20 protein-coding genes, 3 tRNA genes and 1 other RNA gene are annotated in these 24,071 nt (G+C 40.1%); 10 read left to right on the top strand and 14 right to left on the bottom strand.

Going from position 1 to position 24,071, the window contains the following annotated elements; translation table 11 throughout:
- Positions 1-24: 24 nt before the first annotated feature.
- The 5 genes from trxA to ffs form a co-directional block, all read right to left on the bottom strand.
- Complete coding sequence (gene trxA / locus GR929_RS08980; protein WP_159518943.1) at positions 25-345, bottom strand: thioredoxin; 321 nt, start codon at positions 343-345, stop codon at positions 25-27.
- Positions 346-643: 298 nt separating this feature from the next.
- Positions 644-716: transfer RNA gene (locus GR929_RS08975), tRNA-Gly, on the bottom strand.
- A gap of 65 nt (positions 717-781) precedes the next feature.
- A tRNA-Tyr gene (locus tag GR929_RS08970) sits at positions 782-864 on the bottom strand.
- 27 nt (positions 865-891) lie between these two features.
- Positions 892-965, bottom strand: a tRNA-Thr gene (locus GR929_RS08965).
- 2 nt (positions 966-967) lie between these two features.
- An RNA gene (gene ffs / locus GR929_RS08960) (signal recognition particle sRNA small type) lies at positions 968-1,067 on the bottom strand.
- 200 nt (positions 1,068-1,267) lie between these two features.
- Between ffs and GR929_RS08955 the strand changes: the two genes are divergently transcribed.
- The 4 genes from GR929_RS08955 to GR929_RS08940 all read left to right on the top strand — a co-directional run bounded on the left by GR929_RS08955 (position 1,268) and on the right by GR929_RS08940 (position 5,754).
- Complete coding sequence (locus tag GR929_RS08955; RefSeq protein ID WP_159518941.1) at positions 1,268-1,819, top strand: DUF4199 domain-containing protein; 552 nt, start codon at positions 1,268-1,270, stop codon at positions 1,817-1,819.
- Positions 1,820-1,833: 14 nt separating this feature from the next.
- Positions 1,834-2,787 carry a glycosyltransferase family 2 protein gene (locus tag GR929_RS08950; RefSeq protein WP_159518939.1) on the top strand — a complete coding sequence of 318 codons (954 nt, stop codon included), beginning with the start codon at positions 1,834-1,836 and terminating at the stop codon, positions 2,785-2,787.
- A gap of 87 nt (positions 2,788-2,874) precedes the next feature.
- Positions 2,875-4,212 carry an MFS transporter gene (locus GR929_RS08945; protein ID WP_159518937.1) on the top strand — a complete coding sequence of 446 codons (1,338 nt, stop codon included), beginning with the start codon at positions 2,875-2,877 and terminating at the stop codon, positions 4,210-4,212.
- 60 nt (positions 4,213-4,272) lie between these two features.
- On the top strand, positions 4,273-5,754 hold the full coding sequence (locus tag GR929_RS08940) for a DUF1080 domain-containing protein (protein WP_159518935.1): 1,482 nt from the start codon (positions 4,273-4,275) through the stop codon (positions 5,752-5,754).
- Positions 5,755-5,767: 13 nt separating this feature from the next.
- On the opposite strand, the gene GR929_RS08935 is transcribed toward GR929_RS08940, so the two are convergent.
- Positions 5,768-6,478, bottom strand: a complete 711-nt coding sequence (locus GR929_RS08935; RefSeq protein ID WP_159518933.1) for a cytidylate kinase-like family protein — start codon at positions 6,476-6,478, stop codon at positions 5,768-5,770.
- Between the two features lie 179 nt (positions 6,479-6,657).
- On the opposite strand from GR929_RS08935, the gene GR929_RS08930 reads away from it, so the two are divergent.
- Entirely contained in the window at positions 6,658-8,055 is a 1,398-nt protein-coding gene (locus GR929_RS08930; RefSeq protein WP_159518931.1) for an aminopeptidase P family protein, read from the top strand.
- Between the two features lie 108 nt (positions 8,056-8,163).
- Positions 8,164-9,291, top strand: a complete 1,128-nt coding sequence (locus GR929_RS08925) for a sensor histidine kinase (protein ID WP_159518929.1) — start codon at positions 8,164-8,166, stop codon at positions 9,289-9,291.
- Here GR929_RS08925 and GR929_RS08920 read toward each other — a convergent pair.
- From GR929_RS08920 to GR929_RS08885, 8 genes are all read right to left on the bottom strand, one after another.
- Complete coding sequence (locus tag GR929_RS08920) at positions 9,288-10,577, bottom strand: NAD(P)/FAD-dependent oxidoreductase (protein ID WP_159518927.1); 1,290 nt, start codon at positions 10,575-10,577, stop codon at positions 9,288-9,290. The two genes, GR929_RS08925 and GR929_RS08920, sit on opposite strands and share 4 nt — an antisense overlap.
- A gap of 152 nt (positions 10,578-10,729) precedes the next feature.
- Positions 10,730-12,370: a SulP family inorganic anion transporter gene (locus GR929_RS08915; RefSeq protein ID WP_159518925.1), complete on the bottom strand. Its 1,641-nt coding sequence runs from the start codon at positions 12,368-12,370 to the stop codon at positions 10,730-10,732.
- Between the two features lie 167 nt (positions 12,371-12,537).
- On the bottom strand, positions 12,538-13,170 hold the full coding sequence (locus GR929_RS08910; RefSeq protein ID WP_159518923.1) for a hypothetical protein: 633 nt from the start codon (positions 13,168-13,170) through the stop codon (positions 12,538-12,540).
- A gap of 21 nt (positions 13,171-13,191) precedes the next feature.
- On the bottom strand, positions 13,192-13,695 hold the full coding sequence (locus tag GR929_RS08905) for a hypothetical protein (protein WP_159518921.1): 504 nt from the start codon (positions 13,693-13,695) through the stop codon (positions 13,192-13,194).
- A 14-nt stretch (positions 13,696-13,709) separates the two neighbouring features.
- Positions 13,710-14,432, bottom strand: a complete 723-nt coding sequence (locus tag GR929_RS08900; protein ID WP_159518919.1) for a head GIN domain-containing protein — start codon at positions 14,430-14,432, stop codon at positions 13,710-13,712.
- Between the two features lie 297 nt (positions 14,433-14,729).
- Complete coding sequence (locus tag GR929_RS08895; RefSeq protein WP_159518917.1) at positions 14,730-15,827, bottom strand: hypothetical protein; 1,098 nt, start codon at positions 15,825-15,827, stop codon at positions 14,730-14,732.
- Positions 15,828-15,839: 12 nt separating this feature from the next.
- Entirely contained in the window at positions 15,840-16,364 is a 525-nt protein-coding gene (locus GR929_RS08890) for a hypothetical protein (protein WP_159518915.1), read from the bottom strand.
- Positions 16,361-16,912, bottom strand: a complete 552-nt coding sequence (locus tag GR929_RS08885) for an RNA polymerase sigma factor (protein WP_201300946.1) — start codon at positions 16,910-16,912, stop codon at positions 16,361-16,363. Before GR929_RS08885 ends, GR929_RS08890 begins: the two co-directional genes overlap by 4 nt.
- A 560-nt stretch (positions 16,913-17,472) precedes the next feature.
- Between GR929_RS08885 and GR929_RS08880 the strand changes: the two genes are divergently transcribed.
- From GR929_RS08880 to GR929_RS08865, 4 genes are all read left to right on the top strand, one after another.
- On the top strand, positions 17,473-18,660 hold the full coding sequence (locus GR929_RS08880) for an aminotransferase-like domain-containing protein (RefSeq protein ID WP_159518913.1): 1,188 nt from the start codon (positions 17,473-17,475) through the stop codon (positions 18,658-18,660).
- 390 nt (positions 18,661-19,050) lie between these two features.
- Complete coding sequence (locus GR929_RS08875) at positions 19,051-19,593, top strand: RNA polymerase sigma factor (RefSeq protein WP_159518912.1); 543 nt, start codon at positions 19,051-19,053, stop codon at positions 19,591-19,593.
- A gap of 68 nt (positions 19,594-19,661) precedes the next feature.
- Positions 19,662-20,624 carry a FecR family protein gene (locus tag GR929_RS08870; protein WP_159518910.1) on the top strand — a complete coding sequence of 321 codons (963 nt, stop codon included), beginning with the start codon at positions 19,662-19,664 and terminating at the stop codon, positions 20,622-20,624.
- Positions 20,625-20,724: 100 nt separating this feature from the next.
- The gene (locus GR929_RS08865; RefSeq protein WP_159518908.1) at positions 20,725-24,066 is read left to right on the top strand and encodes a TonB-dependent receptor; all 3,342 of its coding nucleotides are present in this window, start codon (positions 20,725-20,727) and stop codon (positions 24,064-24,066) included.
- Positions 24,067-24,071: the final 5 nt, after the last annotated feature.

The following is a 24,071-nucleotide window of genomic DNA, read 5'->3' as shown; positions in this document are numbered from 1 at the left end:
CGTTGTGAGAAAAGCTCAATGCATTTATGGTGATGCAACACGCTTATTAACGTGTTGCTCGAGAATTGAAGTTAACTCAGACTGACTAATTATTCCATCGCTGACCCATTTCACATTTCCTTTCTTAAACAGGATAATCGTTGGGATTTGCTTAACCCGGTAATCTGAAGCGATAAAAGGATTTTGATCTACATTTACCTTGATAATTCGAACGCTTTCTTTGAAGTTATTTTTCACCTGTTTTAAAATGGGGGGGATTTGCTTGCAAGGTTCGCACCAGTCAGCGTGAAAATTAACTAGCACCGGACGATCAGATTCAATTATTCGTTTAAAATGCTTACTCATTACTTACTCCTCATTTCCTTAAAGTCACTTTAATATCTTTTCCCATTTCAATCTTCTATTTTTTGCTAGAAGTCAATTATTTATCCACGCTTTGGTAAGTTTTTTTACAACTTGTCAAAAAGCAGCTCTTTTAATAAAGATTAAGTTTGGTGATTTTCGGATTGACTAAATGTCGATTTATTTAGTGTAACAGTAGCCGAATTGTTTGGTTGTGAAACTTCGATAGAAAAAAAAGATGCCCGATAGATTCTCTCAAAAATGAAAAGAGGTTGTCAACTAAATGACAACCTCTTTAATGAGCGGGAGACGAGATTCAAACTCGCGACCCTTAGCTTGGAAGGCTAATGCTCTATCAGCTGAGCTACTCCCGCAATTCGTTTTGAGTACACCGTTTTGAGTTGTAAAACCCTGAAACAATAAACTTAAAACTGTTTTGTGGGGAGAGCAGGATTCGAACCTACGAAGACATAAGTCAGCAGAGTTACAGTCTGCCCCAGTTGGCCGCTTTGGTATCTCCCCATCACTATTTTCAAGAACTTTTTGTTGAGCCGAATCTCAGATTCGAACTGAGGACCCCGAGATTACAAATCACGTGCTCTGGCCAACTGAGCTAATTCGGCAAAGTGGGTAAGCTACCTGTGTCGCACCGCTACAACCGCCTACCCTTGCTGCCTTCCGACCCTGGGGGGATTCAGCAGGAGCTGGTCGCACAGGACTTACCCGGCGACAAAAGTAGAAAAAAATGTATTTCCCACAAACGAAATTGACACTCTGAAGGATTTTTTTTTACTCGGTTTTTCTAACCGATTATTGATCAGGTGCATTCTTCAAAAAAAAATCTGCAAACAAAACTACATCATTGTCGTCTGTACTTCTGAAAAATCCAATATATTTGTCAATCACTAATCGAGTAGCTTTTATTATGGAACAAAAATCAACTTTCTGGAAGTCGGCAATGACCTATGGTATTTACCTGTCTGTTGCACTCATTTTGTACAGTGTCGTGTTATACGTTATGGGACAATCCACTAATGGAACATTGGCGCTTATTTCCTATGTTATTATGGGTGGAGGTATTTATTGGTGTCAGGCAAATTACCGGGATAAAGAGCTAGATGGTTACATCAATTACAACAAAGCATTGGGGTTTGGAGTGGCGATTATGCTTTTTGCTGGTATTTTGAATTCTGTTTTTTCTTTGGTTTTGATGAAACTCGATCCAAGTATTTTGGAGCAAGCGCGTATTACTCAGGAAGAGGCCATGCTCCAGCAAGGGATGTCAGATGAACAGATTGAAATGGCCGGTGAAATAATATCTAAATTTCAAAACCCGGCGATCATGATGATCTCAGGCTTGCTTGGTTTCGCACTCATTGGATTTATTATATCTTTGATCACTTCTATTTTTATTAAGAGAAATGAAGATGAAAACGCTTTTGATGAAGCGATGGAAGATGTAAAATCGGAAGACTAATTGACAAGCAAACCATGAATATTTCTGTTGTAATTCCATTATTTAACGAAGAGGAGTCTTTGCCTGAATTGGCAGGTTGGATAAAAAAAGTAATGGATTCGAACCAATTTACCTACGAGATTATTTTGGTTGATGATGGAAGTACTGATCGTTCCTGGCAGGTAATCGAAGAGTTAAACGCAGCAAATCCCCACGTCAAAGGGATCAAGTTTCAGCGGAATTATGGGAAGTCTGCGGCTTTGTATTCTGGTTTTGAATTAACAAAAGGCGATGTGGTGATTACTATGGATGCTGACCTACAAGACAGCCCGGAGGAAATACCGGAAATGTACCGTATGATTACCGAGGATAAATTTGATTTGGTTTCGGGTTGGAAAAAGAAACGATACGATCCGATTCTCTCAAAAAATATACCCAGTAAATTTTATAATTGGATTGCTCGAAGGGCAACAGGAATAAAAATTCACGATTTTAATTGTGGATTGAAAGCTTATCGCAGACAGGTAATCAAATCGATTGAAGTGTACGGAGAAATGCACCGTTATATTCCAATACTGGCTAAGTGGGCCGGATTTAAGATGATTGGTGAAAAAGTTGTGCAGCATCAGGAACGCAAATATGGAGTGACGAAATTTGGTATTGAACGTTTTATCCGCGGACCACTCGATTTGCTTTCTGTTATTTTTATTTCTCGGTTCAGTAAAAAGCCGATGCATCTTTTCGGTGTGCTGGGCTCCTTGGTTTTCTTAGTCGGTTTTATTGCGACGTTGGTTGTAGGAGTGAATAAATTAATAGCCTTGTCACATCATGTTCCTGCACCAAAAGTCACCGATACACCTTACTTTTTCCTGGCATTAACCGCTATGATTATTGGAACACAACTTTTTCTGGCAGGATTTATCGGAGAATTAGTTTCCCGAAATTCGGCTGAACGAAACAAATACCTTGTTGAAAAAGTCTTGAATTGATTGCCCACCTGTTTAAGAAATTGTGAATAGTGTTCACATTATATTCATTTCCCGAACGACCAGCCATATTACCAATAGCTTTGCAGCATGAATAAAATGCGGCATAACAATTTCCCTTTTGACCCTGCGAAATCGCCGGTGTTTTATGGATGGTTCATTATACTGTGGGGAACGCTGGGGGTTATCATGAGTATTCCTGGTCAAACGATGGGCGTCTCTACGTTTACCGACCATTTGATTGACGCTTTAAATCTTAGCCGAAACCAGTTAAGTACGGCTTATCTTTTAGGTACCATCAGCAGTTCGTTCATGCTAACAAAGGCTGGGAAATGGTACGATAAAATAGGAGCTCGGTGGCTTGGCGGCATTATTACAATTACTTTAGGATGCGTGTTGATTTATTTGAGTCAGGTCGATCGGATTGCATTTAGCCTGGGGCGCATTTTTCAGATTGGAGATCTCCAGTTCTACCTGAGTTTTTTCATCATTATGCTTGGGTTCTTTTTATTGCGATTTTCAGGTCAGGGAGTTTTAACCATGCTTTCCCGAAATATGATGATGAAATGGTTTGATCGGAAGCGTGGTTTGGTCAATGGCATCAGCAGTGTCTTTGTTTCGGTGGGGTTTGCCATTTCTCCGTTGGTGTTCGACTATTTTATTGAAACTTACAGTTGGCGTTGGGCATGGATTTTTTTAGCATTAATTGCAGGTTTCGGGTTTAGTTTGGTCGTGCTCATCTTTTTTAGGGATAATCCTGAAGATTGTGGTTTGGAACCGGATGGTGAAAGTGTTGAGCAAGCTGAACGGCGAAGCAAGATAAAGCATAAAGCAGTAAAACAATTTACCTTGAAGGAAGCACAGCGTTCATTTCCTTTTTGGGTTTTAGTAATTGCACTTTCCATGCAAGCTTTATATATCACCGGTTTTACATTCAATATCGTATCCATATTCGAATCGGCCTCAATGGACAAAACGATTGCTTTAGCCGTTTTTGTGCCTACGTCGGTTATTTCTGTTTTTATTTCACTAGCCGGCGGATGGTTAAGCGATCATATTAAGATGAAATATTTGTTATTGGTCTTTTTAGTTGGTCAGATGATTTCAATGGTTAGCCTGGCTCTGCTATCTCCAGGCGTTCCATATGTATTTCTGATTATTGGAAATGGTATTGTTGGTGGACTTTTTAGTGTCTTGAGCTCTGTGGTTTGGCCGCGGTTTTATGGTCGTCAACATTTGGGTGCAATTAGTGGGTTTGCCATGAGTGCGCTTGTTTTTTTTAGCGCTCTTGGGCCATTGATGTTCAGTTTTTCCTTTACTCGCTTGGGTGGGTATTCATGGGCTGCATATATCTGTTTGTTCATTGTCGTGGTCAACTTTTTTGCAGCATTGAAAGCCGATAATCCACAGGAAAAACTCTCCGCTTAAATATCAGGGTTCAGTTAGGAGTTTGTATCTTTGACCGAACAACCAACAAAACCTTATTCAATGAATAATTATTCCCGATTATTTATCGTGCTTTTTCTGTCTATCCTTTTTAATTCATGTCAAACTGAGAGCAAAAGCGATTGGATTACCTTATTCAACGGACAAAATCTGGATGGGTGGATCGCCCATGAAAATCAGGAGTCTTTTAAGGTTGTCGATGGCGAATTGGTTTGCCATGGAAAACGCTCTCATCTTTACTATCGCGGAGGTGAAAATCATGGAATTTTTAGAAATTTCGAACTTAAATTGAACGTGAAAACACAGCCTCATTCCAATTCAGGCGTATTTTTTCATACTAAAGAACAAGAAAAAAGTTGGCCGCTTAAAGGGTATGAAGTTCAAGTGAACAACAGTTATATTGGTTCGGAACAAAGCCCGGAGCTACGGAAAACCGGAAGCTTGTACAACTTTAGAAATGTATACTACCAATCAGCCAAGGATAATGAGTGGTTTGATCTAAGAATCAAGGTGGTTGAAAATCATGTTGAAATATTCGTGGATGGGCAGCAAGTCGTTAATTATATTCAGCCTGATGATCCATACCGCGTAAAAAATGACAGCTATAAAGTAATTGATCGTGGACAAATTGCATTGCAGGCACATGATCCGAATAGTACCGTATCTTTTAAAAATATCAAACTGAAAGAACTTCCTGATAGTGAGAAGCTAAAATCCTCGGTTGATAAGGAATGGGATACTCAGGTAACGAAGCTTCATATGGCAAATTTTCCGCTTGTCGATTTTCATGTGCACTTAAAAGGAGGATTGACTGTTGAGCAGGCTGTTGAAAACTCGATGAAACTGGGAATCAACTATGGGATAGCTCCAAACTGTGGGTTGAAGTTCCCGGTTACCGATGACGAATCGTTGTATGCTTACATGGACACCGTGAAAGGGAAACCGATATTCAGAGGAATGCAGGCTGAAGGTCGCGAGTGGGTGACCTTATTTTCGGCTGAGGCGATTGCCGAGTTTGATTATGTGTTTACCGATGCGATGACATGGACAGATAAAAAGGGCAGACGAATGAGATTGTGGGTTCCTGAGGAGGTTTTTATTGATGATGAGCAAGATTTTATGGAGCAACTAGTCGGTAAAATTGAGGCCATTGTTTCGAAGGAACCCATTGATATTTATGTCAATCCTACTTATCTGCCTGAAAAAATAGCTGCTAAATATAATGAGCTTTGGACCGACGAGCGCATTGACCGAATTGTGAAAGTTCTTGTTGAAAACAATGTTGCTCTTGAAATAAACAGCCGACTAAAATTACCTTCAGAAAAAGTATTACAAAAAGCCAAAGATGCCGGGGTGAAGTTTTCATTCGGAACCAATAATGTTACTCCTAATTTTGGAAGGTTGGAGTATAGTCTCGAAATGATAGAGAAATTGGGCTTGACGTATAAAGATATGTTTTTGCCAAAACCAGATGGGGCTAAACCTGTTCAGACCAAGGGCTTGCCAACTGAAATTACCGGTTGAAATTATTGAGGAGTCAATGGAATGGAGTATTTCCCATCATTCCTTTAAGCTCGACTGATCTTTTAATCAGCTCAACAACGTTGCTTGGGGTAAAAGCCGATACATTGATGGTTAAATCGTAATTTTCTACCGGGTGATTTTTGTTCAGGTAGTGTTTTCGATAAGTTTCTCGTTTCATTTCTGTCTCAGCTATCTGTTTATTTGCTTCGTCTTGTGAGATCGCTCTTTTCGCAGCAATTTTATCAACTCTCCATTTCAAAGGAGCCTCCAGCCGAATATGCAACGACTGTTCAATGTCGCGTGTAATAAACTCTCCACCCCGTCCAAGAATAACGCAGCATCCATCAACCGCAAAGCTTTTAATTACCTCTTTTACAGTTTTCAGGATAACGCGATTGCTTTTGTACATTTTTGTATTGAAAGCTTCCAGAACTTCATCGAAGGTATTGTGCTCTTTTGTGGTAAATAAGCGGTCGACTTTATTCAGGGAAAGCTTCAGTTCCTGTGCGCTTTTTTGAAGAATTTCTTTGCTGATTACCTGCCATTCTTTGCAAAGGCCGAGGTCATCCATTGACTTGGCAAGCATTTGCGCGATGTGCAGGCCACCACAGCCAGCCTGCCTCGAAATTGTAATTACCGGTCCGGCATTAGTCGTGAGTTTGGCTTTTGGGTTTGATGCTTCTTCAAAGCGCTTGTTCATGTAACTAAGTAGCGAATTTTCCATTATTGATCGATTTTACCGAGTTATTTTCTTTTACGTTTTGGATTTGCTTTCAGTTATATGTTTATGAGTATTAAATAATTCAGTTGCTTGTTTGTAATTTATGCGTTTAAGGTGTAAAATATCATGAGAATAGATCGTTTAAGTTTATATCTTCACATTTCAACCAAAAACTTGTAATCATGTTTAATCGCGAGGTTTATATAGAAAGAAGGAAGCAGCTGAAAACAAAGGTCAAAGATGGGATTATCTTGTTGTTAGGAAATAACGAAGCTTCCATGAATTATCCTGACAACACCTATCATTTTCGCCAGGATAGTAATTTTATATATTTCTTCGGCTTAGATTTTCCGGGACTAGTAGGATTAATCGATGTAGAATCAGGAGATGAAATGCTGTTTGGAGATGATTATACAATGGATGATATTATTTGGATGGGACCGCAGGATAGCATGCAAGAGAAGGCTGTGCACGTAGGTGTAAAAAAGGCCATGCCTTATAAGAAACTATTCGATAGCGTTCAGGAAGCTATTTCCAGAGGACGAAAAATTCATTTTACACCTCCTTACCGGGGCGATAATAAATTATTATTGCACGAATTAACCAGAGTTTCAATTGGCGATTTACAAGAAAAGGCATCGTTGGAACTGATTAAAGCGATTGTTGATTTACGCTCGGTAAAAGATGAGCTTGAAATTGAAGAGCTTAAAAAAGCTGCTGCTGGCGGCTACGAGATGCATGTGGCTGCAATGAAAATGGCACACCCCGGGGTGTGGGAACAGAATATAGCCGGAATTATTGAGGGAATCTCATTGTCGAATGGAAATCCTCCTTCTTTTCCGATTATTCTATCACAAAATGGGCAAACCCTCCACAATCACGTTCATTCCAATATATTGGACGAAGGCAGACTTTTATTGGTTGATGCCGGATCGCAAACCAGTAATTACTATGCTTCTGACTTTACAAGAACTTCTCCTGTTGGCGGTAAGTTTAGCCAAAAGCAACGCGAGATTTATGAAATTGTTTTAGCGGCAAATAATCGAGCAACTGAGTTGTCAAAACCGGGAGTCAGTTATTTGTCAGTTCATCTTGAAGCAGCCAAAGTGATTGCTGACGGACTGAAACAGCTTGGAATAATGAAGGGAGATGTTGATGAGGCTGTTCAGGCGGGAGCTCATGCTTTGTTTATGCCACACGGGCTTGGGCATATGATGGGACTTGACGTACATGATATGGAGGATTTAGGGCAAATTTATGTTGGTTACGACCATGAAATCAGGCCAGTGAATCAATTTGGAACTTCGGCTTTGCGCCTTGGGCGCCGACTCCAGGAAGGTTTTGTGATCACCAATGAGCCGGGTATTTATTTTATTCCGGCATTGATCGAAAAATGGAAATCAGAAAAAATAAATGCTGATTTTATCAACTTTAATCGATTGGATGATTATTATAATTTTGGAGGAATAAGATTAGAAGATGATTTATTGATTACCGCTGATGGAGCTGAATTAATTGGAGATCGGATTCCAATTAATCCAGGAGAGGTTGAGAAGATTGTTTGTGAAGGAGCTAAATGATGTAATACTGTACATAAGTCTCTAGTTTATAGCGATTCTATTTTTTTGAAGAAGCCCACAAATCATTGAAATTTTAGTATCTTGTAGTGATTTTTGGCTTGTTTGTGTATGAAAGAAAAAAATAGATTGGCTTACCGGGAGACACTTCAACAAGTTCTGAAAAGTCGGGTTGAAATTGGTAAGATAGAGTATGTCAGGGATTTATTGGCAGCAATGTCGTCAATTATCTGCATTCTGAATGACTATAATCAAGTGGTTTTTTCGAATGACGAGATGTTTGAAAAGTACAACCTTGACCTTGAGAAACATATTTTAGGTGTGCGGCCCGGAGAGATTTTTAAATGCGTGAATGCTGTGAATAATACGGGCGGCTGCGGGACAACTGAAAAATGTCAGTACTGTGGAGCCAAAACAGCATTTGATGATGCTTGGGGAACTAAAGCGAAAATTGTACGCGAGTGTCGAATTGCTTGCAAAGACAATGGTATTTCTCATCAGTTGGATTTTGAGATAACAGCCACCCCAATTCATTTTGATAAAGAATACCTGATTGTTTCGATCAATGATATTACTGAAAAGAAACGAAAAGCCTTACTTGAGCGAATATTCTTTCATGATGTGCTTAATATTGCCGGAGGGTTGAGCGGAGTGCTCGAAGTTCTTCCCATGCTGGAAGAAAAGGAGAAGGAAGAATATCTGGATATTGCTCGTTTGCTGTCCGAACAAATTGTTGATGAAATAAAAAGTCAGCAGCAAATGATAAAAGCAGAAGCCGGAGAACTGCAGTTAGAGAAAAAAGAGGTTAGCATTCAGAATTTAATGAATGAAGTAGCTAGTCAGATTCGATTCAATGATGTTGCTCGGAATAAAAAAATTGATCTTGTTAATGAGGCTGTTAATGAGTTTATTAACACTGATCGTACAGTCTTAATCAGGGTGTTGATCAATATGGTGAAGAATGCGATGGAAGCCATAAAAGAGGGCGAACACATTGTATTGAAAGCTGAAGATTTAAACAGTTCTATTCGTTTTAGTGTTCACAATAAGACCTATATTCCCAGAGAAATCCAAATGCAAATTTTCCAAAGGTCGTATTCAACTAAAGGAAAAAACCGGGGGCTTGGTACTTATAGTATGAAATTACTTGGCGAACGCTACTTAAATGGCAATGTCGGCTTTACCTCGACACACGAAGGAGGCACTTCCTTTTATATCGATTTGAAGCCTGATCATTAGCGACGGTTTGGTTTTTCGGACGAAGCTCTCAGGATCAACCGTAGCGATTGATCGAAAGTGAAGTATTTCCACAGCCAATTGATGAAGATAACCAAACGGTTTTTTACTCCTACAATCGACATCAGGTGAACGAACATCCAGGTGAGCCAAGCCAAAGATCCGCTGAACCGAAAGAAGGGTAAATCAACTACTGCACGATTACGTCCGATTGTAGCCATCGAACCTTTGTCCTTGTATTCGAACTTTATCCAATCTTTTGATTCTTGTTTGTTGATCAGGTTTTTTGACAACGTTGCTGCTTGCTGTAGTGCAACCTGCGCTACCTGCGGATGCCCCTTGGCATACTTTTCGGTCTCCATGTAGGCAATGTCGCCAATTGCGAAAACATTTTCCATTCCTTCAACCTGATTATAACGGTCTACTTTTATTCGATTGCCCCGAACAAGTTTGTTGGCCTCAATTCCTTCCGGCATTTGCCCTTGAACTCCGGCAGCCCAAATAAGAGTTTCTGTCTGGAAATTTTCATGATCTTTCAGTTCAACGGTTTGCCCATCGTAGTTAACGACTCTATGCGAAAGCATTACTTTAATGCCTAAATCTTCGAGGTATTTTTTTGCTTTTGCCCCCGACTCTTTACTCATACCACCAAGTAGTTGGGGACTCGCTTCAATCAATGAGATCTCCATCGAGCTGAAATCCAGATCAGGATAATCCTTGGGCAGGATGTATTTCTTCATTTCCGCCAGAGCTCCGCATACTTCAACGCCAGTTGGGCCACCGCCAACAACCAGCACACTTAATAGCTGCTTCAATTCTTTGGGATCTCGAATGGTGACTGCTTTTTCAAAGTTCAGTAAAATGCGGTTACGCAAATACAATGCTTCTGATACCGATTTCATGGGAACACCATTTTCTTCAAAGCATTTATTGCCGAAAAAATTGGTTGTAGCTCCGGTTGCAATTACCAAATAATCGTACCACATGGTTCCCAGCGAAGTTTCGATGATCTTCTCTTCTGTGCGAATACGCTCAACGTTAGCAATCCGGATATGCACATTTTTTATTTTCTGAAAAACCTTTCGAAGGGGAAACGAGATTGAACTGGGTTCCAGTCCGGAGGTAGCTACCTGGTAAAACAAGGGTTGAAACTGATGGTAATTATTTCGATCGACCAATACGATTTGAAAGTCATTTTTATAGAGCTTTCGGGCAAGTTTTAGTCCGGCAAATCCGGCACCGATAATGACAACTCGTTTTTTTCCTGTTTCTGGTATATTTACTGGCATTGTACTTTTTTGATTTCAGAACAACGCCTTGTTCATATTGTTGAAGGGAATGCCTTAATTTAAAGGAATTTTAACGCTTTGTTTACAGCGAGTTTCATCCTCTTTAAGCCCTTGTAAAATGAAATTCTTATTAGTCGTTGCTCTGATTTCTACTATTGTTTTTCAATGAATTCATTTGCCTTTTGCAAGGCTAAATCAAAGCTTGGCAAGATCAGGCTGTGGTCAAGTAATTCAACGATTTTATTTTGCTTGAGTTCTTTTAATACTTCGGAACGAACGCCGGAGAGTATCACAACAGTATGGGCTTGGTGCAATTCCTTAATAACATCCTTCAAATTGTGAATACCCGTAGAGTCAATAAATGGCACATGCCGCATTCGAATGATTAGTACCTTCGATTTTTGCCCTGTCGTTTTCAGAGTGGAGCAATACTGCTTGGCTGATGCAAAAAAGAAGGGGCCACTGATCTCGTAAATGGCCAATCCGTCGGGGAGCGAACCGTAATTTTCCAGTACGTCGCTGTCTATTTCATTGGAAGTCTGCGTTCCTGCATCTGCCATTCTTTTCATGAATAAGAGAGCCGAAAGTACGATGCCCACTTCAATGGCATAAGTTAAATCGACTAAAACGGTCAGAAAAAAGGTGACCAGTAGAATCAGGATGTCGAAGCCGGATCCTTTCAGAATAGAGACAAACGATCGCCATTCGCTCATGTTGTAGGCAACAACAATCAGGATTCCTGCCAGACAAGACATCGGAATAAGCTTAGCCCACTGTCCCACAAATAGCATGATCAGTAAAAGAGTGATGGCGTGCACTATGCCTGCAATGGGAGTGCGTCCGCCATTTTTAACGTTTGTTGCCGTACGAGCAATAGCGCCTGTTGCCGGAATGCCGCCAAAAACAGGCGTAATCACATTGGCAATTCCTTGTGCAATTAATTCGGTATTAGAACGGTGGTTGCCACCAGTCATCCCATCAGAGACTACGGCCGAGAGCAAGGATTCAATTCCTCCAAGCAAAGCAATGGTAAGCGCGGGAGCCAGGTAGTTGCTTAATTGGCTCAGCTCAATAGATGGAAATGATAGCTTTATCGTTTTGGGAATGTCGCCAAAAACAGTTTCGATGCTTGAAACCGGCAATTCGAAAAACTGAACCAAGGCAGTAATTAGAATGATGGCGACAAATGAGCCCGGTATTTTTGTGGTTACTTTTTTAAAGAAAATGGTAATGAGTATTGTTGAAGTAGTTAGGCCAATTGCCCACGGATTTGCAAGTTCAAGATGGGTAAAGTAAGTTGTCCATTTCGGAATGAACTCAGCGGGCAGTTTCTCAATGGTCAATCCCAGCGCGTCTTTTATCTGAGTTGTGAAAATCACCAATGCGATACCACTGGTAAAACCAACCACAAGAGGGTGGGGAATAAACTTGAGCAAAGAACCCAAGCGCAATAAGCCAAACAAAATGAGGATGATGCCCGCCATCATTGTTGAAATCATCAGACCATCGAGCCCATGGGTTTGCAGAATGCCAAAAACAATGACAATAAATGCTCCTGTAGGGCCACCAATTTGTACCCGGCTTCCACCAAGAGCCGAAATGATTAGTCCAGCGACAATAGCTGTTATCAATCCTTTTTCGGGTGATACACCCGATGCCACTGCAAAAGCAATGGCTAGCGGAAGTGCCACAATTCCTACAATAATTCCAGCAAAAAGATCTTTCGAAAATTGGTGTTTACTGTACCCTTGCTTCAATACACTGTAAAGCTTGGGATGAAACAAATGCTTCATAAAATGAACCGGATTTAAATTTGAAGCGACAAATGTAAAGACAAATGCCTGTGGTTATTCCCGGGAATCGATATATTTTCTGAAAATCGTGAGTTTATAACATTTGATCAATAAAAGAAGGCCATCGACTCTTCGATGACCTTTCAACTGATGTTGGTAAAAGCGGACTAAAACTTCCCGAATTTAAATACCAATCCTGCAGTTAAACCCTCCAGAATCTCCGGGTCGGTATATAGCATGTTAATAGCTGATGTAAATCGATAGCTTGCCGTGGCTGCCATCCGAAAGTGACGCGTGACATTGAACTCTAATTCAACAGCAGGTTCAAATACCCAGTACACTTCGCTTCGGTCGTTGGTTGACCACCAGTAATCCCAGTTGTTATGATGCTCCACATAGGCAATTCCTCCCAATCCGAATAATACCGGGAATGATAGGTGTACCGGTAGTTTTGATCCAAGGATTGGCTCAATAAATAAACCTCCGTAACCACCAGCTAAATTGTAGTTTAAATTATTATCGAATACATTGTCGTAGTTAATGTCGTTTACAAAGCCGTAACCACCCAGCCCGATGGCAAGCGAGTGGTTGATAATCCACGCGCCACGCGCACCCATAATAATAGCGTCTTTATGATCAATTTCGGTATACGAAACGCTGATTGCACCATATCCGCCATTTGATTTTCTTTTCGAAAAAATGGTTTGAATTTCATCCTTATCTTCATAACGGGTGTAGTCTTGCGCAGCAGCCATTTCTGCGATTATGATCATGCTAAAAAGTATAATTAGTTTGTTCATTGTCTGTCGTTTAATTGTTATTTAAAAGATGTATTTGATGGTAAAGGCAAAATCGAACGGGTGGAGTTGGAAGAAATTTTTTCCAAACAGGTTGAAAAAGGGCTTTGCTTCAATCCCAAATGTGAGTGGGATGTCCATCAGGGTGTATTCTACAGCTACTAGTCCATCCAGTCCGGCTACAGGTCCTGTCTTTTTTTCGTAATAATAAGGGCGGTACAACACGTCATCCGGATCGTAGGCATTCCACTTTTCGTATCCTACATGAGCTCCAAATCCGTAGATAAAAACAACATCATTGGAAAAATCGAATAATCCGTATTGGTGAAACTCTTTCAACCCAGTCAGTTGTATTCCATTTTTCCGGGTGCTTAATAGCGCTTTGTACGACACGTATTCATTGGTAAATGCGCGGTATTCAAACCCTGAAGAATAGCCTCCGCGAATACCAACAGCCTGGTCGTATTGTTGCGAAGAAGCCGAAAGCGAAATCAGTAGCGTTAAACTAATGAATAAAAGTTTTCTCATCTCGTTATGAATTTCTAATTATCATTAATTACCCGACCAGATCCTGATATGCTACTTCTGATTTCAGGGGTATTGATATATCGAAGGCTGCCGCTGCCGGAAATTTTCACATCGATCAAATTTTCAACATCAACAAACAAGACACCGCTGCCGGAGATGGTTGCATGGCAGGTGTTTTGCTCCAATCCATAGGATTCAATTTTTCCGGAGCCGCTAATGAGCAAGTCAGAATGGGCGCAAATGCCGGAAATCGTTATTCGTCCGGAGCCGGAAATGTTGGCACTTAAATCATGAGTATTGATCGCTGTTTCGATTTGGCCCGATCCTGAAAGAGCCAGCTTGAATTCGTTGGATGAGAAATGATCAGTCACAACATAGCCGGAGCCACTTAGAGTTACCCCTTCGAGGTGTGGAGTGGTGATGTAAATGTGCATGGGCAAGCTGTTCTGTAAACTGTGAGTGCCGCGTGTACGTATTTTCAGTTTATCCCCATCAAGATCAGTGACAATGTACGGAAGAAGGTTCGATTCGGCAGTAATTTCAATGGCGTAGTCTTCACCCGATATGATTGTCACATTGTAGGATCCACTAATTTTCACCTCGTTAAACGATGCTGTATAACGATCTTCAGTTACCGCATGTCCGTTGCCAATAATCGAAATATCGTCAATACACGACTGGAAACTAAGCAATACGATAACGATAAACGTCCAGTGGGGAGTTTTAATTGTTTTCATAGTTCTCTGTTTTCTGAATGAATAAAAAGTCTGTTTTCGTTTTCTATTTTTAATGACAAACTTTTTTTGGGAGGGTTGCAAATCGGATAAAAGAATGTTGTTTTTTTTTATGGTTGCCTTCTTGTGAATGCGATTTTATTTCACCTTAATAGGAAGACTGACAGTCTGTTGACAGAAAGATGCAATTGATGTTTGAACGCGAAGTCTTCAATACAAAAGAGCTCCCCATTGCTTAACTCGGGTGAGTGAAAATCAGCAATGCCATTGACTAAAATTTTGTTACGGTTGCACAGATTCTTAATTGCTGAAAATGCTTACTTCTCCGGATACTGCGTTAATGTTAAGCTTTTGATCTTCGGCTGTCTTTTTTCCGAAGTATCCTCTACGTCTGCTGATGTCGTTTTTGTCATCCAGAAGCTCTTGGTCTTCTACTTCCAATTCCCGGCCAAGTAATAAGTCGGCTTTTGTTGTCGTAATTTCAAAGTTGAAAACGCTCTCCGGATTGAAATATAAGCTGACATCGGTGTTTTTCGATTCGATGTAAAGGTCAGCGAAATTGGAGGCAATTTTCTCCATTTCCAGGTCGCCGTAGCTAAACCGAAAGGTACCCCGATCAGTTAATTGATTTAGTCTGAATGAAGTAAAACTCCCTTCAGCTTCAATTTGATCTGCTCTGCGCAATCTGAATTTATCGCGCCTTGAGTCGATGATCAACGACTTGGCTTCAATGATTTCAATTTCCGATGACTTGCTGGAGATACGCAGGTTGTCAGTCGATTTTAAATAGAAGTCGCTGTAATTGGTCGTAATTCGTCCGTTAGGCATGGAGTTGATGGAAGCGTCGGCAAAATTTAACTGGATGTTAGCCTTTTGGGTCAGGTCATGCGCTTTCAGTTTACCATTGCTTAAATCAACTTCAATCGGACCATTGTAATCATCGATATAAATGTCGCCAAACTTATTTTCGATTTTTAGTGGATTGCTTGCCGGTAACCATATCTTGTAGTCAATTTCGATGGTGCCATCAGTCTGTAGAAGAGTTTCTTTAAACTTTAGAAATTCGCTTTCTAACTGACTTTGATTTTTATCTGCAATGGTTCGGATAATGAGGTAGTGTGTACTGCTGGTAAAATCAAAGTCGATGTTGTCCAGTTTTTTATCCAGGCGGCTCATTTTTTTTTCTTCCACTTTCATGGTTACGTCCACCACAACCGAATCTTTATCCCAGGTATACAATTCAATTTTCCCATATTTATTGGTAATCTCAATACTCGTTGTTGGAGTAACTGCAAATCGTTTCTGAATTTCCCGGGTTTCAGAAAACTGGGCCTGAGCTTTTCCCACTCCGGCAAGCAGCAGGAAAATCCATAATATATAGCGACTTGATTTTATCATATCCAGTAACTTTTAGCAATTAATTTGTTCTAAAACCTGATCGACAAGTTTCATCCGAAAGCGGTTATTTTCAATCATGGCTTCAATAACTTCCTTGTTCGAAACATTTTCTTTTAAATCAGTTTTCAGGTTATTGTACATCGATTCCAATTCCTGTAAATCATCTTCTACTTCCATTTGCAACTCCGGAATGAGCTGGTAGCATTTCCTGATTTCTTTCAATTTCCCATCTACCTGCTGAGCGTAATACGCCTCTGCTTCAATCAGCTCTTTCATTTCAGGGTCTACTTCCTGCGCAAACTTGTATTGTTGATCCGGCATCATAATTTGGGTGACAACAACTCCCGAACCGAGAATGGCTAATGCAATTACTGCAGCAATTTTAATCCAGTTCAGGTTTTTGGGTTGTTTTATTGATGGTGTTGATGGCGACGTCAATTGTTTATTCAGCTTCTCCCACACCTCTGGCGAAGGACTGTGAATCTCAAAGTCCTCCCGGTTATTTCTCACAAATTCTTCTAAACGATCTTTCTTCATGCTGTTTTCATTTGCTGATTTCTTAATATGTCCTGTACCCTGCGTTTTGCCCGCATAAACTGCGATTTTGAGGTTGACTCGGTGATACCCAGGATTTGAGCAATTTCACCGTGATCATACCCTTCGAGCAGGTAAAGAGAGAAAACGATCCGACCACCTTCGGGCAACTCCTCCATGGCTTTGAGGATATCTTTGCTGGTGAGCTTTACGGCATCCGATTCTTCCTCAGGTGGACGTTGATCGTAAACTTCATCACAATACACCAAATCAAGTTTTCGCTTATTAATGGCATTAATGCATGTTCGTACAGTAATGGTTTTCAGCCAGGAGCCGAAACTGGATTCGTAGCGAAAACTGTCGAGCTTGGAAAATGCTTGCAGAAAAACCTCCTGAAGCAGATCCTCAGCATCTTCGCGATTATTCATCATGCGGTAGCACACGTTAAACATCGCTTTGGAATACAGCTTGTAAATCTCGAACCGTGCATGGTCGCTACCACGCTTACAGTCCTCGATCAGGTGTTGATGTATGAATGCCGCTTTGCCCAATTTTACTCTGTTTTCGCTATTAGTGACAAAAAAAAAATTGCAGGGTTGCAAGTTGAAGTAAAATTATCACATAAAAATGAAAGAAGCTTATTTTTTGTTGTTGGTACGAATAGTAAACAGAGAAGATACCAACTTTATAGTGACACAGAAGTTAACTAAAACTCAATTTTCTGCTTCGAGATAAAAAAAAATGGAACAGGAAGGAGGGTGAATTAAGAAATATTATTTCCTTTGTTTCATCAAATGAGGTTAAATACAATTCATATCGTCCTTGTAGCGGCAGTCGCGGTCATCGTGAGCAGTTAAGGAAGAGTATGGATCTAAAAGATATATCAGTATAAATTGAAGCCATTCTTTGTAACAGGGAATGGCTTTTTTTATTTAAACAGGCTTATGAGTTTAATACAGGAATTTAATATCGCAGCAGTCGCAGCACTTGTCCGTGTGGATTTGATCACATAGGAGCGGGACTGTATTGCATTGTCAAAATCCCTTTCCGGTGTGGTCATCCGGGGAGGGATTTTTTTGTTTGCCATTTTTAATCTTAAATACACCTAATCATGAACAATCATTTTTTAGAAGAGAAGTTATCCGGGCAATACCGAAACATCCCGGTATCGTTTGTTCGAAGTATTTTAAATGTTGCCGGGAAAAAGGAAATGATCTCTTTTGCCGGCGGCTTGCCAAATCCATCGCTTTTTCCGGTTAATGAGTTGGCTGAATCGGCAAAGGCAGTGATGGCAAAAAGTGGACGCACTATTTTGCAGTATGCCGGTTCGTTGGGCTATTATCCGCTGCGTGAGTGGATTGCCAATCGGTGTCGTGATAAATACAACTTGAATATTACCCCTGAAATGGTTGTTATCACTAACGGTTCTCAACAAGCGATTGACATTCTCGCAAAATTGTTTATAGATAAAGGCGACGGGGTTTTGCTTGAGAAACCAAGTTACTTGGGAGCAATCCAGGCTTTGTCGGCCTATCAGCCACAATTTTGTGAGGTAGACTTGGAAGCCGACGGCGCAAATTTGGAACAAGTCGAGTCGTGCTTCATGAATCGAAACATCAAAATGATGTATGTCGTTCCCAATGCGCAAAATCCTTCTGGAGTCACTTATTCTGAAGAAAAGCGGCGGGATTTGGCGATGTTGCTGAGAAACTACAATCAGTTTTTGGTTGAAGATGACCCCTATAATGAAATCTGGTTCGAGGAGCAGTTTCCAGCGCCGGTTAAAAAATATGCACCGGATCATGTGGCTTGGACCGGGTCTTTTTCAAAAATGGTAGCCCCGGGGTTTCGGAATGGTTGGGTGGTTTTGTCTCCCGACTTGGTTCCCCATTTCGATAAAGCGAAGCAATCAACCGATTTGAATCCCAATAATCTGACACAATACATTTTGCATCATTATTTAACGCATTATGATTTGGAAGAGCATTTGACGCGAATTCAAAAGAGGTATGCAGAGCAATGCCGCTTTATGCACGATATGCTGAAGCGCTACTTGCCCGGAGAAGTACATATAACACTTCCCAAAGGAGGCATGTTTATTTGGTTGACCTTGCCCGAGAGATTAAAAGCAGACGAGTTGATTAAACGCACGATGAAAAGAGGCGTCGTTTTCGTCCCCGGCAACTCGTTTTTCACGAATGGAGAAGGTAGTCAACACATTCGAATGAATTTTACAAATGCTGAATTCCCGAATATCGAAAAAGGCGTGAAAATTATGGCTGAGGAGATGAAGAGCTAATAAACCTGAACGTACACAGCAACAAGTCCTCAAATTGTTATGGGAGGCAGGGCTAATTCGCCAGTAAATAGCGGATCAACGAGGTTTTTCTGTTAGAGTAGCTGATAGTTGGATTTATTACAGAGTCATGAAGAAAATTAGAGCACAGTTTTACTTATAATGATGTTGCTCAAATTCGTATTTATTAGTTGTAGATGATCAAAATTAGAGAGCATGTGCTGTAAGTTCCTGAGTATATAAAAAAGGAAGACTAGGTATGGTGTTTCCTGAACTGGGCAGAGCACATGTCTCATTTTTATATATCTTCGTGGGCGAATAATTTAAGATCCTTCCTTGAAAAACGAACGTCAATGGGAAAGGAGAGATAGGGACGATTGAAAATTTGACGTATTGAAAATTGAAAACGAAGATAACGCCCATTTGACCTATAGTTTCTCTGATTATGCAAGTTTTAATAAGATTTTTGACTTGTATTATCCTCGTCTTTGTGCCTATGTTTTTCAAATTACAAATAATTCAAATGCTTCTGAGGACATTGTCCAGGAAGTTTTCATCAGGCTTTGGAACGGACGGGAGAGAATCGTAATACACGAGCACTTATTGGGCTACCTGTTAAAAGCTTCCCGAAATGCCGCTCTTAACTACTTGAGGAGTGAAGCATCACGAAAAAAAACGATGGAAAGCCTTCCAGTAGATATAGAAATCAATGAATCAAATTTGCTTGAAGAACAAGAGTTTATCGATCTTGTAACAGAATGTATTGAAGAGCTACCCGAAAGAAGCAAACAGGTTTTTTTAATGAGTAGATTTGAAGGTCTAAAACAGAAGGAGATAGCCGATAAATTAGGCGTGTCCATAAAAACGATAAAAAACCAAATTTGGAAATCACTTCAATATCTGAAATCTTGCCTTGAGATAAAAGAAGCTCTATAGTAATTATTTTTTTGCATTTGAATAGGACCATTTGTTATTGGATGTGTCTTTCTGGTAAGTAAGCAATTATGAAGCCCGAAGAAGAAAATAGAAACACAATCATTGATCAGCTAACAGGCGAGAAAAGAGCCGAAGTGGAGTCCGAAAGCCGGATTGGTCAAAATAGCGCTTTAACAAAAATATGGGAAGCCGCTGGTTTTATTTCAACGATGAACAGATTCAATAGTTCAGAAGCCTGGAGAGTCGTAAATCAATCGATTGAAAAACAGAACACCCGGAAGATCAGACTTCAAAAAGCTGTTTATGCTATGTCGGGAGTTGCTGCAGCAATTGTTTTAATGTTGGGATTAGCTGTTTTTACCGGCCAATTTTCAATTACCGAAAACAAAATGAGATTGACCACAGCCTATGGAAGCAGAACTGAGCTTACACTCCCTGATGGCTCTCAAGTAAAGCTAAATTCAGGCTCCAATATTGACTATCACTATAACCGGGTAACTGGCATACGCAAAGTAAACTTTGAGGGTGAAGCTTTTTTTGATGTCGCAAAAAGTAAAAAGCCATTTGTTATACAGACTCCTAAAGGAATGCAATTAAAAGTGTTAGGAACCAGTTTTAACTTATCTGCATATCCTGAAGATAAATATTTCGAAGCAACATTGATTGAGGGAAAGATTGAGCTTTCTAATGCCAATGGCGAAAAACTAATCCTTAAGCCCGGACAAATAGGCTCCTATGACCCTTTGTCGTCACACTTGGTATACAAACAAGGCGACCCGTCACTGGAGATGGGGTGGTTAGACAATAAAATTTACCTGGATAACACATCATTGTCTCGTCTTTCAAGACAGCTTGAACGACGGTTTGATGTGCAAATTTCTATGATTCCAGCCAGTATTGGACAGGAGATACACTATACCGGAGTTCTGGGAGAGCAAACCATTACTGATGTTTTAGAGGCATTGACAGAATTAAATGGCGAAATTCGATATCAAATGAAAGGAAAGAATATAACGATTATGAATAAATAAAAAATACGGAGAATGTTTCAGCATCCTCCGTATCAATCAGTAAATAATGTCTAATGCGGTAACATTAGACGTCTTTATTAACTAAAAGCGAATCAAATTTATGAAAAAAAAATGTGAATTGTGGAGTCCTCGTCAGGGACTCACTAAAAAGATTATGCTTATGGCAAAGCTAACCAGTCTATTGGTTTTGATCTTTAGTTTGCACGTATCAGCGAGTGTGTACTCTCAGAACATGCGATTAAGTCTGGATCTAAAACAAAAATCCATTAAGGAAATTTTACAGAAGATTGAGGGTGAAAGTGAATTCCGCTTTATCTATGAAAATGAAAAGATTGATTTGGATAAGAAAGTCAATATCAATGTATCAAATCAAACGATACAAACGATCTTGGACCATTTGTTTGCAGATCAGTCTGTCGAGTATAAAATAACGGAGAGCAATCTCATCTTAATAAAACCGCAACAGGGGGCAACTATTCAGTCTGTAAAAAGGGTTTCTGGAAAAGTAACTGACTCTTCCAACTTACCACTTCCTGGAGTAACAGTTGTAATAAAAGGCACAACCACTGGGACAGTTACCGACTCGGATGGAAGCTACTCAATTGGAAATGTTCCAACGGATGGCACCTTAATTTTTTCTTTTGTAGGGATGCAAAACCAGGAAATGCCGGTAGCGGGCAAAAACGTCGTTAATATTGTAATGGCAGAAGAAGCGATCGGAATTGAAGAAGTCGTTGCGATTGGTTACGGATCAATGAAAAAAAGTGATCTAACAGGTGCTATCGCAATTGTTGATATGGATGATTTTAGAGATAAGTCGAGTACCTCTTTAACACAGGCTTTGCAAGGTGCAGTTGCCGGTTTAAATGTAGGACAGGTGAATACTGCCGGTGAGGGACCATCCATCTCTATTCGCGGACGCACATCTTTGTCTGGTACTCAAAATCCTTTAATTATTCTCGACGGAGTGATTTTTCGTGGTCGCCTTATCGATATCAATCCAAACGATATCAGTTCAATCGATGTGTTAAAAGACAATAGTGCAACCGCAGTTTATGGTTCTCAGGCGGCAAATGGTGTAATTATTATTACAACAACCCGAAAAGACAGCAAAACAAATGGCCGGCCAATTATTAATTATTCGGCAAAATACTCGTTCGATTCGCCTATTAACGAATTAGAACCGGGAGATTCCGATTATTTTGTTGAAAAAATCGCCGAAAACGAGTGGCGTGAAAGTCGCACCGAAGAGTCGGGTTATATTGAGCCAAAGCCAGACTGGGATGTGAGCCCGTTTTTTAAAACAAATCAACAGAGCGAGAATTATCTGGCAGGAAAGTCAACAGATTGGTACAATTTGCTTACCAACGATAACATGTTCACAAACAGTCATAACCTCAGTTTGGCCAATCAAACCGATTTTAGTAACTATTTTATTTCTGTTGGATATACCGATCAGCAAGGTTATATGATTAATGAAGGTTATGAGCGCATCAATGCACGTATAAACATTGATAGCAAGGTAACCGATTGGCTGACTGTTGGTATTCAGTCTTTTTATTCAACTTCTGATTATTCAGGAGTTTCGCCAAGCACAAGCTCGCGCTATGTGATGCCATTTGAGTCAGCTTACGATGAAAACGGGGAGCTCATTCCGATGTTGGAAAACAATGCGTGGTTAAATCCTTTGGTAGAAGCACAGGCCGACAACGAAGATGTAAGGCAAAACTTATTTGGGAATATTTATGCCGAAATTAAGTTTCCATTCTTAAAAGGCTTAACCTATAAGGTTAATTATGCCAACAACCAAACCATGAGGCGTTATTATATTTTCCGCCCCTGGGATGAAAACTTTCAGGGAAGAGGAAGTAAAGAAAATAATCGTCGTGTAGATGTTTCGTTTGATAACAATTTAAATTATAAACATCGGTTTGGCAACGACCACAGTATCGATGTAACCTTTGTGTATGGTATTGAGGAACGTGAATACGAATATACTATCGGAGTTGGGTCGATTTTTATAAATGATGTATTGGGTTACAATGCCCTGCAGTTTGGAGAAAGCGAATTGCAACAAGCCTATTCCGGAGGGTGGAAAGAATCAAGTCTTTTCTCGATGGGACGCTTTTTCTATAGCTTCAAAAACAAATATATGCTAACCGGTACTTTCCGAAGAGATGGATTTTCGGGTTTTAGCGAAAACAACAAATTTGGTTTCTTCCCATCAGGATCCATCGGCTGGGTTGTTTCAGAGGAACCTTTCTTTACTGGTTGGTCTGATGTAATGAACTATATGAAAGTAAGAGCATCATACGGACAAAGTGGTAACCGCACCGTTGGAAGATACCAAACAATGGCTAAAGTTGGTGGAGGTTATAATTATGTTGATGCCAATGGGGCGAGCATTTATACGCAGGAAATTACCAGTTTGGCTAGTCCTTCGCTAAAATGGGAAACAACAACAGGAATAAATCTTGGACTCGATTTTGGTTTCCTTGATTCAAGAATAAACGGATCAGTTAACTACTATAGCAACAATACTTCAAACCTGTTATATACCGTTGATATTCCGAGTATTGGTCGATTTAATCAGTTTCCTGATAACCTCGGTAAAATTCATAATAGTGGTATTGAGCTATCAATTAGTTCGGTTAATATTCAAAAGAATGATTTCAGTTGGACCAGCGAATTTTCATTTTCACGAAACAGGGACGAACTGAAAGAATTGTTAGGAGCTGATAACGACGGAGACGGAGTTGAAGACGACCTGATATCGGAACGACTGTTTATTGGTCATCCGCTGAATACGATTTATGGGTACGAAATTACAGGTGAAATTTATCAGCTGGGCGACGAAATTCCTTCAGGTTATGATGTGGGAACAAATAAGATCGTTGATCAGGTTGAAGGCGACGGAGGAATCAACCCTGAAAATGATATGGTGATTCTTGGTTATTCTGATCCATCTTATCGTTTCGGAATTAGCAACCGTTTACAATACAAAGATTGGTCTCTGAGCTTTTTCATCAATTCAATCCAGGGAGGAAAAAATTATTATATGCAGGCCAACGATTTAAATTACATTCAGTATGACGACCAGTACAACGAAAGTTATCCGAAAGGTTACGATAATTACTGGTTACCTGAAAACCCGGATGCTGAATACCAGAAGAACTCGCTAAGACAGCCAGGCGATATGAAGGGGCGAACCTATGCACAGCGTAATTTCATTCGACTGCAAGATCTCTCTTTGGGCTATAATTTCAACAGCAGTATTCTGAACAGACTTAATATCGAAAACTTACGCTTATTTGTAAGTGGTAAAAACTTATTAACCATTACTGATTGGCAAGGATGGGATCCGGAAACTGGCCAGAGTGTATCACGTGATGGGCGTCCGGTAATGAGAAGCTATACAATTGGACTGAATATTGAACTTTAAAAATG

The organism is Sunxiuqinia indica, from assembly GCF_009847015.1.
Lineage (GTDB): Bacteria > Bacteroidota > Bacteroidia > Bacteroidales > Prolixibacteraceae > Sunxiuqinia > Sunxiuqinia indica.
Note: the sequence above shows the minus strand (reverse complement) of the source record. Positions and strands in the feature narration are given on the sequence as shown.

Coding starts and splice junctions, on each gene's coding strand:
- trxA (WP_159518943.1), bottom strand. CDS start 345: ATGAGTAAGCATTTTAAACGAATAATTGAATCTGATCGTCCGGTGCTA.
- GR929_RS08955 (WP_159518941.1), top strand. CDS start 1,268: ATGGAACAAAAATCAACTTTCTGGAAGTCGGCAATGACCTATGGTATT.
- GR929_RS08950 (WP_159518939.1), top strand. CDS start 1,834: ATGAATATTTCTGTTGTAATTCCATTATTTAACGAAGAGGAGTCTTTG.
- GR929_RS08945 (WP_159518937.1), top strand. CDS start 2,875: ATGAATAAAATGCGGCATAACAATTTCCCTTTTGACCCTGCGAAATCG.
- GR929_RS08940 (WP_159518935.1), top strand. CDS start 4,273: ATGAATAATTATTCCCGATTATTTATCGTGCTTTTTCTGTCTATCCTT.
- GR929_RS08935 (WP_159518933.1), bottom strand. CDS start 6,478: ATGGAAAATTCGCTACTTAGTTACATGAACAAGCGCTTTGAAGAAGCA.
- GR929_RS08930 (WP_159518931.1), top strand. CDS start 6,658: ATGTTTAATCGCGAGGTTTATATAGAAAGAAGGAAGCAGCTGAAAACA.
- GR929_RS08925 (WP_159518929.1), top strand. CDS start 8,164: ATGAAAGAAAAAAATAGATTGGCTTACCGGGAGACACTTCAACAAGTT.
- GR929_RS08920 (WP_159518927.1), bottom strand. CDS start 10,577: ATGCCAGTAAATATACCAGAAACAGGAAAAAAACGAGTTGTCATTATC.
- GR929_RS08915 (WP_159518925.1), bottom strand. CDS start 12,370: ATGAAGCATTTGTTTCATCCCAAGCTTTACAGTGTATTGAAGCAAGGG.
- GR929_RS08910 (WP_159518923.1), bottom strand. CDS start 13,170: ATGAACAAACTAATTATACTTTTTAGCATGATCATAATCGCAGAAATG.
- GR929_RS08905 (WP_159518921.1), bottom strand. CDS start 13,695: ATGAGAAAACTTTTATTCATTAGTTTAACGCTACTGATTTCGCTTTCG.
- GR929_RS08900 (WP_159518919.1), bottom strand. CDS start 14,432: ATGAAAACAATTAAAACTCCCCACTGGACGTTTATCGTTATCGTATTG.
- GR929_RS08895 (WP_159518917.1), bottom strand. CDS start 15,827: ATGATAAAATCAAGTCGCTATATATTATGGATTTTCCTGCTGCTTGCC.
- GR929_RS08890 (WP_159518915.1), bottom strand. CDS start 16,364: ATGAAGAAAGATCGTTTAGAAGAATTTGTGAGAAATAACCGGGAGGAC.
- GR929_RS08880 (WP_159518913.1), top strand. CDS start 17,473: ATGAACAATCATTTTTTAGAAGAGAAGTTATCCGGGCAATACCGAAAC.
- GR929_RS08870 (WP_159518910.1), top strand. CDS start 19,662: ATGAAGCCCGAAGAAGAAAATAGAAACACAATCATTGATCAGCTAACA.
- GR929_RS08865 (WP_159518908.1), top strand. CDS start 20,725: ATGAAAAAAAAATGTGAATTGTGGAGTCCTCGTCAGGGACTCACTAAA.